This is a genomic window from Caballeronia sp. EK (assembly GCF_014384845.1).
Lineage (GTDB): Bacteria > Pseudomonadota > Gammaproteobacteria > Burkholderiales > Burkholderiaceae > Caballeronia > Caballeronia jiangsuensis.
This window is the reverse complement of the sequence record NZ_JACSUE010000003.1, coordinates 90,631-105,047: the sequence shown is the minus strand read 5'-3', so window position 1 is coordinate 105,047 and position 14,417 is coordinate 90,631. Positions and strand designations below refer to the sequence as shown.

General features: G+C 64.9%; 13 protein-coding genes and 1 pseudogene. 9 read left to right on the top strand and 5 right to left on the bottom strand.

Features of this window, described 5'->3' with window-relative positions; translation table 11 throughout:
• From pbpC to IAG25_RS09160, 3 genes and pseudogenes are all read left to right on the top strand, one after another.
• A complete protein-coding gene (gene pbpC, locus IAG25_RS09170) occupies nucleotides 1-2,211 on the top strand; it encodes a penicillin-binding protein 1C (RefSeq protein WP_187604596.1) in 2,211 nt (736 codons plus the stop codon).
• A gap of 212 nt (nucleotides 2,212-2,423) precedes the next feature.
• Nucleotides 2,424-3,008, top strand: coding sequence for a ComEA family DNA-binding protein (locus IAG25_RS09165; RefSeq protein ID WP_035501046.1), 585 nt, complete (start codon nucleotides 2,424-2,426; stop codon nucleotides 3,006-3,008).
• A gap of 127 nt (nucleotides 3,009-3,135) precedes the next feature.
• Nucleotides 3,136-3,624: pseudogene (locus tag IAG25_RS09160) on the top strand (YidB family protein); the annotation flags it as partial.
• A 167-nt stretch (nucleotides 3,625-3,791) separates the two neighbouring features.
• On the opposite strand, the gene clpB reads toward IAG25_RS09160, so the two are convergent.
• Both clpB and IAG25_RS09150 read right to left on the bottom strand, forming a co-directional pair.
• Nucleotides 3,792-6,389 carry an ATP-dependent chaperone ClpB gene (gene clpB, locus IAG25_RS09155; RefSeq protein ID WP_187604594.1) on the bottom strand — a complete coding sequence of 866 codons (2,598 nt, stop codon included), beginning with the start codon at nucleotides 6,387-6,389 and terminating at the stop codon, nucleotides 3,792-3,794.
• 180 nt (nucleotides 6,390-6,569) lie between these two features.
• Nucleotides 6,570-7,067 (bottom strand): Rrf2 family transcriptional regulator, encoded by a 498-nt coding sequence (locus IAG25_RS09150; protein WP_187604593.1) that lies wholly within the window; start codon nucleotides 7,065-7,067, stop codon nucleotides 6,570-6,572.
• 246 nt (nucleotides 7,068-7,313) lie between these two features.
• On the opposite strand from IAG25_RS09150, the gene IAG25_RS09145 reads away from it, so the two are divergent.
• Nucleotides 7,314-7,856, top strand: a complete 543-nt coding sequence (locus tag IAG25_RS09145) for a group III truncated hemoglobin (RefSeq protein WP_187604592.1) — start codon at nucleotides 7,314-7,316, stop codon at nucleotides 7,854-7,856.
• A gap of 6 nt (nucleotides 7,857-7,862) precedes the next feature.
• On the opposite strand, the gene moaE is transcribed toward IAG25_RS09145, so the two are convergent.
• The 3 genes from moaE to IAG25_RS09130 are packed head-to-tail and all read right to left on the bottom strand — an operon-like array spanning nucleotide 7,863 to nucleotide 9,815.
• Nucleotides 7,863-8,336, bottom strand: coding sequence for a molybdopterin synthase catalytic subunit MoaE (gene moaE, locus IAG25_RS09140; RefSeq protein WP_187604591.1), 474 nt, complete (start codon nucleotides 8,334-8,336; stop codon nucleotides 7,863-7,865).
• A 1-nt stretch (nucleotide 8,337) separates the two neighbouring features.
• The gene (gene moaD / locus IAG25_RS09135; RefSeq protein ID WP_035501053.1) at nucleotides 8,338-8,595 is read right to left on the bottom strand and encodes a molybdopterin converting factor subunit 1; all 258 of its coding nucleotides are present in this window, start codon (nucleotides 8,593-8,595) and stop codon (nucleotides 8,338-8,340) included.
• A complete protein-coding gene (locus IAG25_RS09130; RefSeq protein WP_375336510.1) occupies nucleotides 8,592-9,815 on the bottom strand; it encodes a molybdopterin molybdotransferase MoeA in 1,224 nt (407 codons plus the stop codon). The genes moaD and IAG25_RS09130 overlap by 4 nt, the downstream gene beginning before the upstream one ends.
• 221 nt (nucleotides 9,816-10,036) lie before the next feature.
• Here IAG25_RS09130 and IAG25_RS09125 point away from each other — a divergent pair, with 221 nt between their 5' ends.
• The 5 genes from IAG25_RS09125 to IAG25_RS09105 all read left to right on the top strand — a co-directional run bounded on the left by IAG25_RS09125 (nucleotide 10,037) and on the right by IAG25_RS09105 (nucleotide 14,334).
• A complete protein-coding gene (locus IAG25_RS09125; protein ID WP_035501055.1) occupies nucleotides 10,037-10,582 on the top strand; it encodes an NUDIX hydrolase in 546 nt (181 codons plus the stop codon).
• Nucleotides 10,583-10,625: 43 nt separating this feature from the next.
• On the top strand, nucleotides 10,626-11,357 hold the full coding sequence (gene aat, locus IAG25_RS09120; RefSeq protein ID WP_187604589.1) for a leucyl/phenylalanyl-tRNA--protein transferase: 732 nt from the start codon (nucleotides 10,626-10,628) through the stop codon (nucleotides 11,355-11,357).
• Between the two features lie 115 nt (nucleotides 11,358-11,472).
• Nucleotides 11,473-12,300 (top strand): arginyltransferase, encoded by an 828-nt coding sequence (locus IAG25_RS09115; protein WP_187605047.1) that lies wholly within the window; start codon nucleotides 11,473-11,475, stop codon nucleotides 12,298-12,300.
• 96 nt (nucleotides 12,301-12,396) lie between these two features.
• Nucleotides 12,397-13,419, top strand: a complete 1,023-nt coding sequence (locus IAG25_RS09110) for a quinone-dependent dihydroorotate dehydrogenase (RefSeq protein ID WP_035501059.1) — start codon at nucleotides 12,397-12,399, stop codon at nucleotides 13,417-13,419.
• Nucleotides 13,420-13,533: 114 nt separating this feature from the next.
• Nucleotides 13,534-14,334, top strand: a complete 801-nt coding sequence (locus tag IAG25_RS09105) for a cystine ABC transporter substrate-binding protein (RefSeq protein ID WP_187604588.1) — start codon at nucleotides 13,534-13,536, stop codon at nucleotides 14,332-14,334.
• The last annotated feature ends 83 nt before the right edge of the window (nucleotides 14,335-14,417 follow it).

Below are 14,417 nucleotides of genomic sequence, written 5' to 3'. Positions count from 1 at the left end.
ATGAAACGCGCCGCCGGCCTCGTCATCGCGTGCGTTCTGTCGGCGGCGGCGCACGCGTCGCCGAGCTTCGACGACGTGCGCGCGAACTGGCGCAGCTCCGACTGGGTCCTGCTCTCCCGCGACGGCGAGCCGCTCGCCCGCACGCGCATCGATAAAAGCGCGCGGCGCGGCGACTGGGTCGCGCTCGCGGATGTATCGCCGGCATTGCGCGAAGCGATCGTCGTGTCGGAGGACAAGCGCTTCTACGAGCACGCGGGCGTCGACTGGCGCGGCGCGGCGGCGGCCGCGTGGGGCAATCTTTGGAACACGCGCACGCGCGGCGCATCGACGGTGACGATGCAGCTCACCGGCCTCATCGACGCCGATAAGTCGGCCGGCCGGCGCTCGATCGGCGAAAAGGCCGGGCAGACGATTGGCGCGCTGTGGCTCGAACGAACCTGGCGCAAGGACCAGATTCTCGAGGCGTATCTGAATCTCGTGCCCTTTCGCGGCGAGATCGTCGGGTTGTCGGCGTTGTCGCAGACATTGTTCGGCAAGGCGCCGTCCGGGCTCGATGAACGCGAGGCCGCGCTCGCCGCTGCGCTCGTGCGCGCGCCGAACGCGCCGTATGTGAAAGTCGCCGCGCGCAGCTGCGTGATCCTGCGCGACATGCAGACGCTGCACGGCGTCGCCCGAAGCGTCGATCCATGCGTCAATCTCGACAGCTACGTGCAGCTCGCGCTCACGCGCACGGCCGCCGCGCCCGCCTATGCACAAGGCGACGACGCCCTCGCGCCGCATCTCGCGCGACGTATCGCGAACGAAGCGCATCCGGCGGCGGGCGCGCGCGTGCGCTCCACGCTCGATTCGCGTCTGCAACGCCTCGCCCGCGACACGCTCGCGCGAACACTCGCCGAACTGAACGCGCGCGCGCATCCGCGCAACGTGCACGACGCGGCTGCCATCGTGATCGACAATCGCTCGGGCGACGTGCTCGCGTGGGTCGGCTCGGCGGGCGGTTTGTCGAACGCGCCGGAGGTCGATGCCGTAGTCGCTCCGCGTCAGGCCGGCTCGACGCTGAAGCCCTTCCTCTATGCGCAGGCGTTCGACGAGAAGCGCGTCACCGCCGCCACGCTGCTCGACGACGCGCCGCTCGATCTCGCGACCGGCGGCGGTCTCTACATCCCGCAGAACTACGATCACGATTTCAAAGGCTGGGTGAGCGTGCGCACCGCGCTCGGCTCGTCGCTGAACGTGCCGGCGGTGCGCACGCTCGTGATGGTCACGCCGCATCGGTTCGCGAAAACGCTGGTCGCGCTCGGCATTCCCCTATCGCAGGCGGGCGATTACTACGGCTTCAGCCTCGCGCTCGGCAGCGCCGACGTCACGCTGGCGACGCTCGCCAACGCTTATCGCGCGCTCGCGAACGGCGGAATCGCGCGGCCCTTCTTCGATCTCGCCGACCATCGGCCGACGAACGCCGAGAAACGCGTCTTCAGCGCGGAAGCGAGCTTCATCGTCACCGACATCCTCGCCGACAACAACGCGCGCACGCGCACCTTCGGCTTCGACAGCGTGCTCGCGACACGCAGCTTCAGCGCGGTCAAAACCGGCACCAGCAAGGACATGCGCGACAACTGGGCGGTCGGTTTCACTTCGCGATACACCGTGGGCGTGTGGGTCGGCAATGCCGACGGCGCACCGATGTGGGACGTGTCGGGCGTGACGGGCGCGGCGCCGGCATGGAACGCCATCGTCAACTATCTGAACCGGCGATCGGATAGCCGCCCGCCGCAAGCGCCGCCGGGCGTCGTCACGACGCGTGTCACGTACCAGAACGATATCGAACCCGCGCGCAGCGAATGGTTCGTGCGCGGCACGCAGATGAGCGCCATCGGACTCACGGCGAACGCGTCGCAGAGCGCGCGCGGTGGAAATGCGGACGCGCAGGCCGCACGCATCGGCGCGCCCACGGACGGCACGATCTTCGCGCTCGACCCGGACATTCCGCCCGCGCGGCAGCGCGTATGGTTCGAGCGCTCGGACAGCGGCGCGCGCCTCGCGTGGCGGCTGGACGGCAAGCCCTACGGCCACGACGCCCGCGCGGCGTGGCTGCCCTGGCCGGGCCGTCATGTGCTCGAACTGGTCGATGCCAAAGGCGCGATCGTCGATAAGGTCGGCTTCGAGGTTCGCGGCGCGTTCGCGAAAACGGCGGCGGCCACGTCGAAGTGATGCGCGGCGCGCACGCCGGCAGAAACGGCGCGTCATCCATCCGGCGTATCGCAACGTTAAAGATTGTGCGGAAGCGCAGTGCGCGCGGCGGGGGTCGTGCACAATGCGATCCGTTTTCGTTCGGAACAGGTTTTTGCCCTATCCTTAACGGCATCTTCCCAATCGGCCCGAACTTATCGATTCATCCTTTCTCTTTAGCCCGGAGTGCCGTCATGCTGAAAAAGCTGCTGATGCTGTGCTTAGCGTTCATGCTGTCGATGGGAGCGGCCTTCGCCGCGGTCGATGTCAATACCGCGGATCAAGCCGCGCTGGAAGCGGTGAAGGGTCTGGGTCCGGTGAAGTCGAAGGCGATCGTCGACGAGCGCACGAAGAACGGCCCGTTCAAGGACGCAGACGATCTCGCGACCCGCGTCAAGGGGCTCGGCACCAAGTCGGTGGCGAATCTGGAGCAGAACGGCCTGACGATCGGCGGTTCGTCGCTGCCGCCGACGGGCAAGACGTCGAAGCCCGCGACCTCATCGACGCAAGGCGGCAGCGCCGCGCCGAACTCGACGGTGAAGTCATCGACGGCGGCCACCGCCGCGACATCGCCAGCGGCCACCACGGCGCAGACGCCGGCCACGGCACCCGCTGCTCCGGCATCGGGCACGAAGGCGTCGAAGAAATCGAAGAAGGAAAGCGCGGCAGCAGCGACGACGAGCGCATCGGGCACGATGGCCGCGAGCGACGCGAAGCCCGCCAAATCGAAGCGCAGCAAGAAAGATAAGGCCGCCAGCGCCGCGGCCGCCAGTCAGTAATTCTTCGGGGAACCTTGTCGAAGGAAAATTGCCTTCGTTTGACCATCCTTGAACGGCCGCTCGCGGCCGATGCCCGCGCCGCCACGCCCGGTTCCGAGCCGGACGCGGCGGCGCGGGCGAACCCACCCCCGCAACCTCTCGTAGTGAGACTGCCATGAGCCTAATCGATATCCTCGCCTCCTCCCTCGGCAATTCGTCGCAACAACCAGGCGGCCAGCAGGGCCAGTCCGGCCAAGCCGCGCTGATCGCGGCGGCGCTCGCGTTCGTCAACAGCCAGCCGGGCGGCATCATGGGCCTGATCCAGCGCTTCCAGCAACACGGCGCGGGCGATGTCGTCCAGTCGTGGATCGGCACGGGCGAGAACAAGCCCATCAGCCCCGACACGCTCACCAACGTGCTGGGACAGGACAACGTCGGCGCGCTCGCGCAAAAAGCCGGCGTCTCGGGCGATCAACTCTCGGGCATGCTGGCCACGGTGCTGCCGCATATCGTCGATCGCGCGACGCCCAATGGCGAAGTGCCGCCCGAAGGCCAGCTCGATCTGACCGGCGTGCTCGGCTCGCTCGGCGGCCTCGCAGGTCTCTTCGGCAAGAGCGAAGAGCCGAAGCAGGGCTAAGCGCGCTGTTTCGATTCGCATCGAAAGAAAGCCCCGCAGGCATCGCGCCGCGCGGGGCTTCTGCTTTTCGGATCGCGTTCCGAGCGAACGAAAAAAAGGGCAACGAATTGCTTCGTTGCCCTTTTGTATGAACGGTCGTCCCGCATCCGGGACGACCCGAGCGCGCCTCAGTGCACGACGCGATCGAACACGAACTTCCCTTCCCGCACATCGACCGGAATGACGTCCTTCGGCCCGAAACGCCCCGCGAGAATGAGCTTCGCGACCGGATTCTCGATCTCCTGCTGAATCGCGCGCTTCAACGGCCGCGCGCCGAACAACGGGTCGTAGCCGACCTTGCCGATCTGCTCCAGCGCCGTATCCGACACCTCCAGTTGCATGTCGAGCTTCGCAAGACGCTCCTGCAGACGCTGCAACTGAATCTTCGCGATCGACTCGATGTTGGTGCGATCGAGCGCATGGAACACGACGACATCGTCGATACGGTTCAGGAACTCCGGCCGGAAGTGCAGCTTCACTTCTTCCCAGACGGCATCCTTCACCCTTTCCTGCGGCTCGCCGACCATGCCCTGAATGATTTGCGAACCGAGATTCGACGTCATCACGATCACCGTATTCTTGAAGTCGACCGTGCGGCCCTGGCCATCGGTCATGCGGCCATCGTCGAGCACTTGCAGCAGCACGTTGAACACGTCCGGGTGCGCCTTCTCGATTTCGTCGAGCAGAATCACGCTGTACGGCTTGCGGCGCACGGCTTCGGTGAGATAACCGCCTTCTTCATACCCGACATATCCCGGCGGCGCGCCGATCAAACGCGCGACGCTGTGCTTCTCCATGAACTCGCTCATGTCGATGCGGATGAGATGATCCTCCGAATCGAACAGGAAAGAAGCGAGCGCCTTGCACAGCTCGGTCTTGCCGACGCCCGTCGGACCCAGGAACAGGAACGAGCCATACGGACGGTTCGGATCGGACAGACCCGCACGCGAGCGGCGAATTGCATCCGCCACCGCGCCGATCGCCTCGTCCTGGCCGATCACGCGCTCATGCAGCTTGCTCTCGATCTGTAGCAGCTTCTCGCGCTCGCCCTGCATCATCCGCGATACGGGGATGCCGGTGGAACGCGACACCACTTCCGCAATTTCCTCGGCGCCGACCTGCGTGCGCAAAAGACGCGGACGCGTCGGATTGTTCTGCTCCTGCGATTCGGCCTGCGTCACCTGCTTCAGACGCGCCTCGAGCTCGGGCAGCTTGCCGTACTGCAATTCGGCGACTTTTTCGAGCTTGCCTTCGCGCTGCAAACGCGTGATGTCCGCACGCACCTTCTCGATTTCTTCCTTCAATTGCGCGCTGCCCTGCACGGCCGCTTTTTCGGCAGTCCAGATTTCTTCGAGATCGGAATACTCGCGGTTCAGCCGATCGATTTCCTCTTCGATCAGTTGCAGACGCTTCTGCGACGCTTCGTCCTTCTCCTTCTTCACGGCTTCGCGTTCGATCTTCAGCTGGATGAGACGGCGGTCCAGCTTGTCCATCTCTTCGGGCTTCGAATCGATTTCCATCTTGATGCGCGACGCCGCTTCATCGATCAGATCGATGGCCTTGTCCGGCAAAAAGCGGTCCGTGATATAGCGATGCGACAGTTCAGCGGCCGCGACGATCGCCGGATCCGTGATCTCGACGCCGTGGTGCAGCTCGTACTTTTCCTGCAAGCCGCGCAGGATCGCGATGGTCGCTTCGACCGACGGTTCATCGACGAGCACTTTCTGGAAACGCCGCTCCAGCGCCGCGTCCTTCTCGATGTACTTGCGGTATTCGTCGAGCGTGGTCGCGCCGATGCAGTGCAGCTCGCCGCGCGAGAGCGCCGGCTTCAGCATGTTGCCCGCGTCCATCGCGCCTTCGGCCTTGCCCGCGCCGACCATCGTGTGAATTTCATCGATGAAGACGATCGTCTGGCCTTCGTCCTTCGCGATGTCGTGCAGCACCGCCTTCAGGCGTTCTTCGAACTCGCCGCGATACTTCGCGCCCGCGAGCAGCGCCGCCATGTCGAGCGACAGCACGCGCTTGCCCTTGAGCGTTTCCGGCACTTCGCCGTTGACGATGCGCTGCGCCAGCCCTTCGACGATCGCCGTCTTGCCGACGCCCGGCTCGCCGATCAGCACCGGATTGTTCTTCGTGCGGCGTTGCAGGATCTGGATCGAGCGGCGAATTTCGTCGTCGCGGCCGATCACCGGATCGAGCTTGCCCGCGCGCGCTCGCTCGGTCAGATCGACGGTGTATTTCTTGAGCGCCTCGCGCTGGCTTTCGGCGTCCTGGCTATTGACCTGCGCGCCGCCGCGCACGGCATTGATCGCCGCTTCGAGCGCTTTCCTCGACAGGCCGTGCTGCTTCGCGAGACGGCCCGCTTCGCCGCGGTCGTCCGCGACGGCGATCAGGAACATCTCGCTCGCGATGTACGTGTCGTTGAGCTTCTGCGCTTCCTTGTCGGCGGCGTTCAGCAGGCCCGCGAGTTCGCGGCTCACCTGCACATTGCCGTCCGTGCCCTGCACTTGCGGCAAACGGTTGATCGCGTCGTTCAGCGACGTCTGCAGCGCCTGGACCTGCACGCCCGCGTGCGACAGCAACGAGCGCGCGGAGCCGTCCTGCTGCGCGATGAGCGCCGCAAGCAGGTGCACCGGTTCGATGTACTGGTTATCACGCCCGACCGCCAGGCTCTGCGCGTCGGAGAGCGCTTCCTGGAATTTGGTGGTGAGTTTGTCGATTCTCATTTTTTGAAAGCTCCAATTCTGAATACGACCAAAATGAGGCGCTTTTTGTCACTTTCAAGCACGCTTTGGCTCAAAAAGTGCACTTTTTTGCTCTTCGACAATGACGGCGTCGACCGACTCCAAGCTCAGGATTGACTGCGGCATTCGGGTTTTGTTCAGCGCGCGATGCGTCCCGGCGCGTCAGGACGATGCGCGCACCGGCACGAACGCGCCCGCCGGAACCGGCGCGATGCTGACGATGCCGAGCAGCCGCGCGAGTTCGTTCGCCGGATGCGCGAGTTCGCCGACCGTATGCTTGTCGAGTTCGGCGAGAAAAGCGTCGCGCGCGGCCGCGAGCACGCCGCGCAGACGGCAGCTCGGCTGAATCACGCAGCGCTGGCGCGTTGCATCGCCCTGCTCCGCGAAACAACCGACGATCGCAAAATCATTCTCCGTCTTGCGCACGACGTCGCCGATCGTGAGGTCGCGCGACCGCGATGCGATCCGCAGGCCGCCATTTCGGCCGCGCACGGTTTCGACCCAGCCGAGCTCGCCGAGCTGCTGGACGATCTTCATCAAGTGATTCTTCGAGATGCCGTACGCATCCGAAATTTCCTGAATCGTCGAAAGGCCCGAAGGTCGAACGGAGAGATAAAGCAGAACACGCAGCGAATAATCGGTGTAATCGGTGAGTCGCATGATTTCGCGCGTATAGAGTTGGATGCAAAGGCGCATCGGTGATTTGACGGAACGCGCGTCTCGTCAAAAAATCCGCGCAAGGACAGGGAGCGATGTTTAAATCGACGCTGCATGAAACGCAAACGAACGTCCATGCGTTTCGGACAACCGAGGGCGCCTGAGCACGGAAGCACCATTTTGCGTCATCTTGATATCCTCCGTCAGCAAAATATCCGATCAACTCTTTCATTGTTTCGCAGATCGACGATGACCACCGAACATCCCGCCACCGACACTCCGCGCGAGCGCGAACCCAGCGAAGCCAACGTCCGCGCGCTGGTCGAAGCCTTTTATCGCCGCGTCGACGACGATCCGCTGCTCGGACCGATTTTTTCGCGCGCGCTCACGGGGCGCTGGGACGAGCATCTCGCCAAGATGACGACGTTCTGGTCGAGCCTCGTGCTCGGCTCGAAGCAATATCGGGGAAACGTGCAGGAAGCGCATCGTCCGATCGACGATATCGAGCCGCGTCACTTCGCGCGCTGGCTGTCGCTGTTTCTGAATACGGTCGAGTCGCGCTACGAGCCGGCGGCCGCCGTGCAGTTCATGGAACCGGCGCTGCGCATCGCGCAGAGCCTGCAACTCAGCAAGTTCGGCTGGGAATATCAAGTTCCCGTCGAGCAGCAGGAACTGCTCGCGGCGCTCAAGCGTCAGCGCACGGGAGATGCGCCCGAACCGCGCTTTCCCGAGCGTCCGGACGCTGAGCCGTTTCCGGCGAAGTTCATCGGCAGATCGGCCGACGACAAGTAACGCGGATCAGGACGGATCGTTTTTCCAGCGCGCGAGCGCCGCATCGTCGGAGTCGCGCGCGTCGACCCAGCGCTCGCCCGCCTCGGTTTTTTCCTTCTTCCAGAACGGCGCTTGCGTCTTGAGATAGTCCATCACGAAGGCGCACGATTCGAACGCGTCCGCGCGATGCATCGCCGTCGTCGCGACGAGCACGATCTGGTCGAGCGGCTTCAATTTCCCCACGCGATGCACGATCAGCACGTCCGAGCCGCGCCAGCGCTCGCGCGCCTGATCGGCGATCGCTTCGAGCGATTTTTCCGTCATGCCGGGGTAATGCTCCAGCTCCATCGTTTCGACGGCGCTGCCTTCGTTCAGATCGCGCACCGTGCCGACGAAGCACGCGACCGCGCCGACCTTCGGATTGTCGGCGCGCAACGCGGCCACTTCCGCGCTGATGTCGAAATCGGCTTCCTGCACGCGGACCTTGGAACGCGTCGACATGTCAGCCACCCGTGACCGGCGGGAAAAACGCGACTTCGCAGCCTTCGGTGATGCGCTGACCCGGATTCGTCATCACGTGATTGCACGCCATGCGCAACGCGCGGCCTTCGGCGAGCGCCTCTTCCCACACACCGCCGCGCATGCGCAGCCAGGCGCGCACATCGCCGACATTGACCACCGTGTCCGGCACGCTGACCGTCTCGTTCGCGACGCCCAGCGCCTCGCGCACGCTCGCGAAAAACCTCAGTTCGACTTTCATATCAGTTCTGAAAATGGGATGAAGCGCACGATCTCGCCGGCGCTGATCGCATGATTCGGCGGATTGTCGATGAGACCGTCGCCCCAGACGGTCGATGTCAGCACGGCCGAACTCTGGTTGCCGAAGAGATCGAGCCCGCCCGACTCGTTCACGCGCGCGCGCAGGAACTCGTTGCGGCGATCGCCTTTTTTCTGGCTGAAGTCGGCGCGCATCGAGTGGACGCGCGGCGTGACGTTCGTCACGCCCGCGAGACGCAACAGGAACGGCCGCACGAACAGCAAAAACGTGCAGAAACTCGACACCGGATTGCCCGGCAAGCCGATGAAAAATGCCTCGCTTCCTTCGTCGCCGCGCCGCACCGCGCCGAAGGCGAGCGGCTTGCCCGGTTTCATCGCGATCTGCCACATCGAAATGCGCCCTTCGGCCTCCACCGCCGGCTTCACATGATCCTCCTCGCCGACCGACACGCCGCCGCATGTCAGGATGAGATCGTGGTCGGTGGCGGCGCGCCGCAGCGTTTCGCGCGTCGCATCCAGCCGGTCCGGCACGATGCCCAGATCCGTCACCTCGCAGCCGAGCTTCGCGAGCAGCGCATGCAGCGTGAAGCGATTCGAGTTATAGATCGCGCCGGGTTCGAGCGGCTCGCCGGGCACGCGCAGCTCGTCGCCGGTGAAGAAGATCGCGACGCGCACCCGGCGCACGACATCGAGCTCAGCGCAACCGACCGACGCCGCCAGCCCGAGCGCCTGCGGCGTGAGGCGCGTGCCCGCGGGCAGAATCACCGAATCGCGCCGGATATCCGCGCCTTGCCGCGTGATCCACTCGCCCGCCGCGGGCGTCTGCGCGAACGCGACGTGCCCGTCGTCCGTTGCGTGCGCCATTTCCTGCATGACGACGGTATCCGCGCCGGGCGGCACCGTCGCGCCGGTGAAGATGCGCGCGGCCGTGCCCTCCGCGAGCGGCCCGGCCGCGTGGCCCGCCGGAATGCGCTGCGACACCGGCAACGCGACGGGCGCGCCTTCGCTCGCGCCGGCGAGATCGGCGGCGCGGACCGCGTAGCCGTCCATCGAGCTGGTGTGCATCGGCGGGACGTCGAGCGGCGAGGTCACGTCGGCGGCGAGCACGCGGTTCAGCGCGTCGAGCGTGCCGACGCGCTCGCGGCCGTCCACCTGACGCGCGGCGTCGAGCAGACGGCCGAGCGCCTCGGCGGTGGCGAGCATCGGAGGACGGCTGGAAGCGGCTGGCGTGGTTGACATGGAGTTCATCGTGAAAAGGGACACTGCAATTCCGGTCAACTATTGTAGCGAGAAGGCAGGCGTCGCACTGTCGGCTCCGGGCAAACCGGTCATGCGGCGCGACTGATGCCGCAAACCATGTGCGTGCCTCAAAGCCGCAGCGGCACGGTGATACACTCGCAGGCACACTTCCCACGTCCATTTCCATGAAATTCTGCTCCGTCTGCGGCCACGAAGTCGGTCTCGCCATTCCGCCCGGCGACAACCGCGAGCGCTTTGTCTGCAACAATTGCGGCACGGTTCATTACCAGAATCCGCGCAATGTCGTGGGCACCGTGCCGGTGTGGGACGACAAGGTGCTGCTGTGCCGCCGCGCGATCGAGCCTCGTTACGGTTACTGGACGCTGCCCGCCGGCTTCATGGAAATGCAGGAGACGACGAGCGAAGGCGCCGCGCGCGAGACGCTGGAGGAAGCAGGCGCGCGCGTCGAGATCCAGAGCCTCTTCACGCTGCTCAACGTGCCGCACGTGCATCAGGTGCATCTCTTCTATCTGGCGCGGCTGCTCGATATCGAAGTCGATCCCGGCGAGGAAAGCCTGGAAGTGAAGCTCTTCGAGGAAAGCGAGATTCCGTGGGACGAGATCGCGTTCCCGACAGTCGGCCAGACGCTGCGCTTTTTCTTCGCCGACCGCGCCGCAGGCAACTTCACGCTGCATACGGGCGACATTTTCCGCACGCTGCGCGACGGCTGATCGCACGCTCGCCGACATCACAGAACGCCGCCCACCCGAGAACATGGTTCCCTGGCTCGCCGACGACGATCCCTTCCCGCCCGTCGAGCGCGCGCTCGACGCGGCGAGCGGCGCGCCGGGCCTGCTCGCGGCGAGCGCGGATCTTTTGCCCTCACGGCTCATCGACGCCTATGGGCGCGGTATCTTCCCGTGGTATTCGGACGGCCAGCCCGTGCTGTGGTGGAGTCCCGATCCGCGCATGGTGCTCTTTCCGGCCGAGTTCAAGGTGTCGGATTCGCTGCGCAAGACCCTGAAGCGCGTCGTGCGCGATCCAATCTGGGAAGTTCGCGTCGACGACGATTTTTCCGCCGTGATGCGCGCCTGCGCAGACACGCCGCGCGACGGCCAGCGCGGCACCTGGATCACCTCGGACATCGTGGATGCGTACACCACCTTGCATCGCGCGGGCAACGCCCACAGCGTCGAGACGTGGTACGACGGCGTGCGCATGGGCGGACTTTACGGCGTGTCGTTCGGGCGCATGTTCTTCGGTGAATCGATGTTCGCGCACAGAACCGATGCGTCGAAAATCGCGCTCGCGGCGCTCGTCGGACACTTGCGCCGCAATCAAATTGAGATGATAGACTGCCAGCAGAACACGTCGCATCTGGCGTCGCTGGGCGGCCGCGAGATCGCGCGCCGCGCGTTCGTCGCGCATCTGCGGCGGGCCACGGCGGAACCGGCGATCGGCTGGCGCTTCGACAAATCCGTCCTGCTCGACGTGCTGGCGCGCTGAACGCTTCGCACGACGCCCGAGCGACAAACGTAATGCAGCCGCCATGCGCGCGCCCGAAAAAGGATTGCGCGCGCCGGTCGGCAACGACGAGACGACGCCTGCGAGAGCCGCCAACGTGACACATCCGAACGAGCTGCCGCTGTCACCGCTTTCCGCGCTGCAATTCTATGCAACAGCGCCCTATCCTTGCAGTTATCTGGAAGGGCGCGTCGCGCGCTCGCAGGTCGCGACGCCGAGCCATCTGATCAACTCCGACGTCTATACCGAACTCGTCAAGGCCGGCTTCCGGCGCTCGGGCGTCTTCACCTATCGTCCGTATTGCGACGGCTGCCGCGCCTGCGTGCCGGTGCGCGTGCCAGTCGCGCGCTTCGTGCCGAACCGCACGCAGCGGCGCGTGTGGAAGCAGCACGGCGATCTCGTGGCGAGCGTCGCGCCGCTGCATTACGACGAAGAACACTACGCGCTCTACATGCGCTATCAGTCGGCGCGGCATGCGGGCGGCGGCATGGACCGCGACAGCCGCGACCAGTACGAGCAGTTCCTGCTGCAGAGCCGGATCAATTCGCGTCTCGTCGAGTTCCGCGAACCCGTCGATCCGGCGCATCCGGATACGCCCGGCGTGCTGCGCATGATCAGCATGATCGACATCCTTGGCGACGGGTTGTCGTCGGTCTATACGTTCTTCGAGCCGGACATGCCGAAGACGAGCTTCGGCACCTTCAACATTCTCTGGCAGATCGAGCAGGCGAAGAGCCTCGACCTGCCGCATGTCTATCTCGGCTACTGGATTCGCGAAAGCGAAAAAATGGCCTACAAGGCGAATTTCCGGCCGCTGGAAGGCCTGATCGACGGACACTGGACGCTGCTCGATCCCGCGAACACGCAGTCCGCCGGCGCGTTGCCGATGCCCGGGCGCATCCACGGTCCGGGCCAGCCGAAATAGCCGCCCGAGCACTTCCGGCAGAGCCCGACCGGTCCGCCGTCCAAAGCCGCTAAAATAGCGGTCTTAAAAAAATCCGCCGTCGCCGGCTTTCATTTCGTGTTCAGTTCCCTCTATCCGATCGCGCGCTCGCATCTTTTCAAGATGGACGCGGAAGACGCTCATCACCTGACGCTGCGCATGCTGGGCGCCGCCGGCCGCACCGGACTCGCGGGCATGCTCGCCAAGCGCGGCCCCGATTCGCCCCGCACCGTCATGGGCATCACGTTCCGCAACCCGGTCGGCCTCGCGGCGGGCCTCGACAAGGACGGCGCGTGCATCGACGGGCTCGCCGCGCTCGGCTTCGGCTTCATCGAGGTGGGCACCGTGACGCCGCGCGCGCAGCCGGGCAACCCGCGTCCACGCATCTTCCGTCTGCCCGACGCGAACGCGCTCATCAACCGGATGGGTTTCAACAACGGCGGCGTCGATCAGTTCGTCGCCAACGTGAAGGCGGCGCATTATCGCGGCGTGCTGGGCCTGAACATCGGCAAGAACGCCGATACGCCGATCGAGCGCGCCGCCGAGGACTATCTCTATTGCCTCGAACGCGTCTATCCGTTCGCGAGCTATGTGACGATCAACATTTCGTCGCCGAACACGAAGAATCTGCGGCAGTTGCAGGGCGCGGGTGAACTCGATTCGCTGCTCGGCGCGCTGAAGGAGAAGCAGACGCGGCTGTCCGACCTGCACGGCAAGCTCGTGCCGCTCGCGCTCAAGATCGCGCCCGATCTCGACGACGAGCAGATCAAGTCGATCGCGGGCACGCTGCTGGCGCACAAGATCGATGGTGTGATCGCCACGAACACGACACTCTCGCGCGCCGCCGTGACCGGCATGAAGCACGGCGACGAAGCCGGCGGCCTGTCGGGACGTCCGGTCTTCGACGCGTCGAACGAAGTGATCCGCAAGCTGCGCGCGGAAGTCGGGACCGACGTGCCGATCATCGGCGTAGGCGGAATTTTCTCGGGCGAGGACGCGCGCGCGAAGCTCGCGGCGGGCGCGTCGCTCGTGCAGATTTATACGGGGCTGATCTATCGCGGCCCGGCGCTCGTGCGCGAATGCGTCGAAGCGCTCGCGTGACGCCGCCGATCGCGCATATAGACATGAACAAACGATATGACGCGGCGATTGCATTCTTACTATGATCGCCGCATCTGATAAAGACGCTGTGCCCATCAAGAGGAAAACAACACAATGAAACTGTCCACGCTCAAGAAGCTCGTCGCCGCCAGCCTGATCGGCGCGGCATTCACCGCCGTCACGACGGCAGCCCACGCCGACGACCTGCTCGATCAGGTCAAACAGCGCGGCACGCTGCGCGTCGGCCTGGAAGGCACCTTCCCGCCGTTCAACTCGAAAGCACCGAACGGCGAGCTGGTCGGCTTCGACGTCGATATCGCCAAGGCGGTCGCCGCGAAGCTCGGCGTGAAGCCCGAATTCGTCACGACCGAATGGAGCGGCATCATCGCGGGCCTGCAGGCAGGCAAGTTCGATGTGATCGTGAACCAGGTCGGCATCACCGATGCGCGCAAGCAGACGCTCGACTTCTCGCCGGCGTACACGTATTCGAACGCGCAACTGATCCAGCGTTCGGACGACAAGCGCGAGTTCAAGACGCTCGACGAGCTGAAGGGCAAGAAGCTCGGCGTCGGTCTCGGCACGAACTACATGGACATGGCGAAGTCGGTGCCGGGCATCGATGTGAAGACGTATCCGGGCGCGCCCGAGTATCTGCGTGACCTCGCCGCCGGCCGTCTCGACGCGGCGCTCAACGACCGCCTGATGCTCGCGTATCTGCTGAAGAATTCGCAACTGCCGCTGCGCACGGGCGCGAATGTCGGTGCGGGCAATCCGTCGGGCATTCCGTTCAAGAAGGGCAATCCGAAGTTCGCGAAGGCCATCGACGACGCGATGAACCAGCTCGAAGCCGACGGCACGTTCACGAAGATCTCGGACAAGTGGTTCGGCATCGACGTGACGAAGCCGGCAAAGTAAGTCAGCATTGTTCTGCTGGCCGGGGCGGCATCGGATGACGGTGCCGCCCTTCGTTTTTTCGCTGCCGGTTTATGATGTGCGCT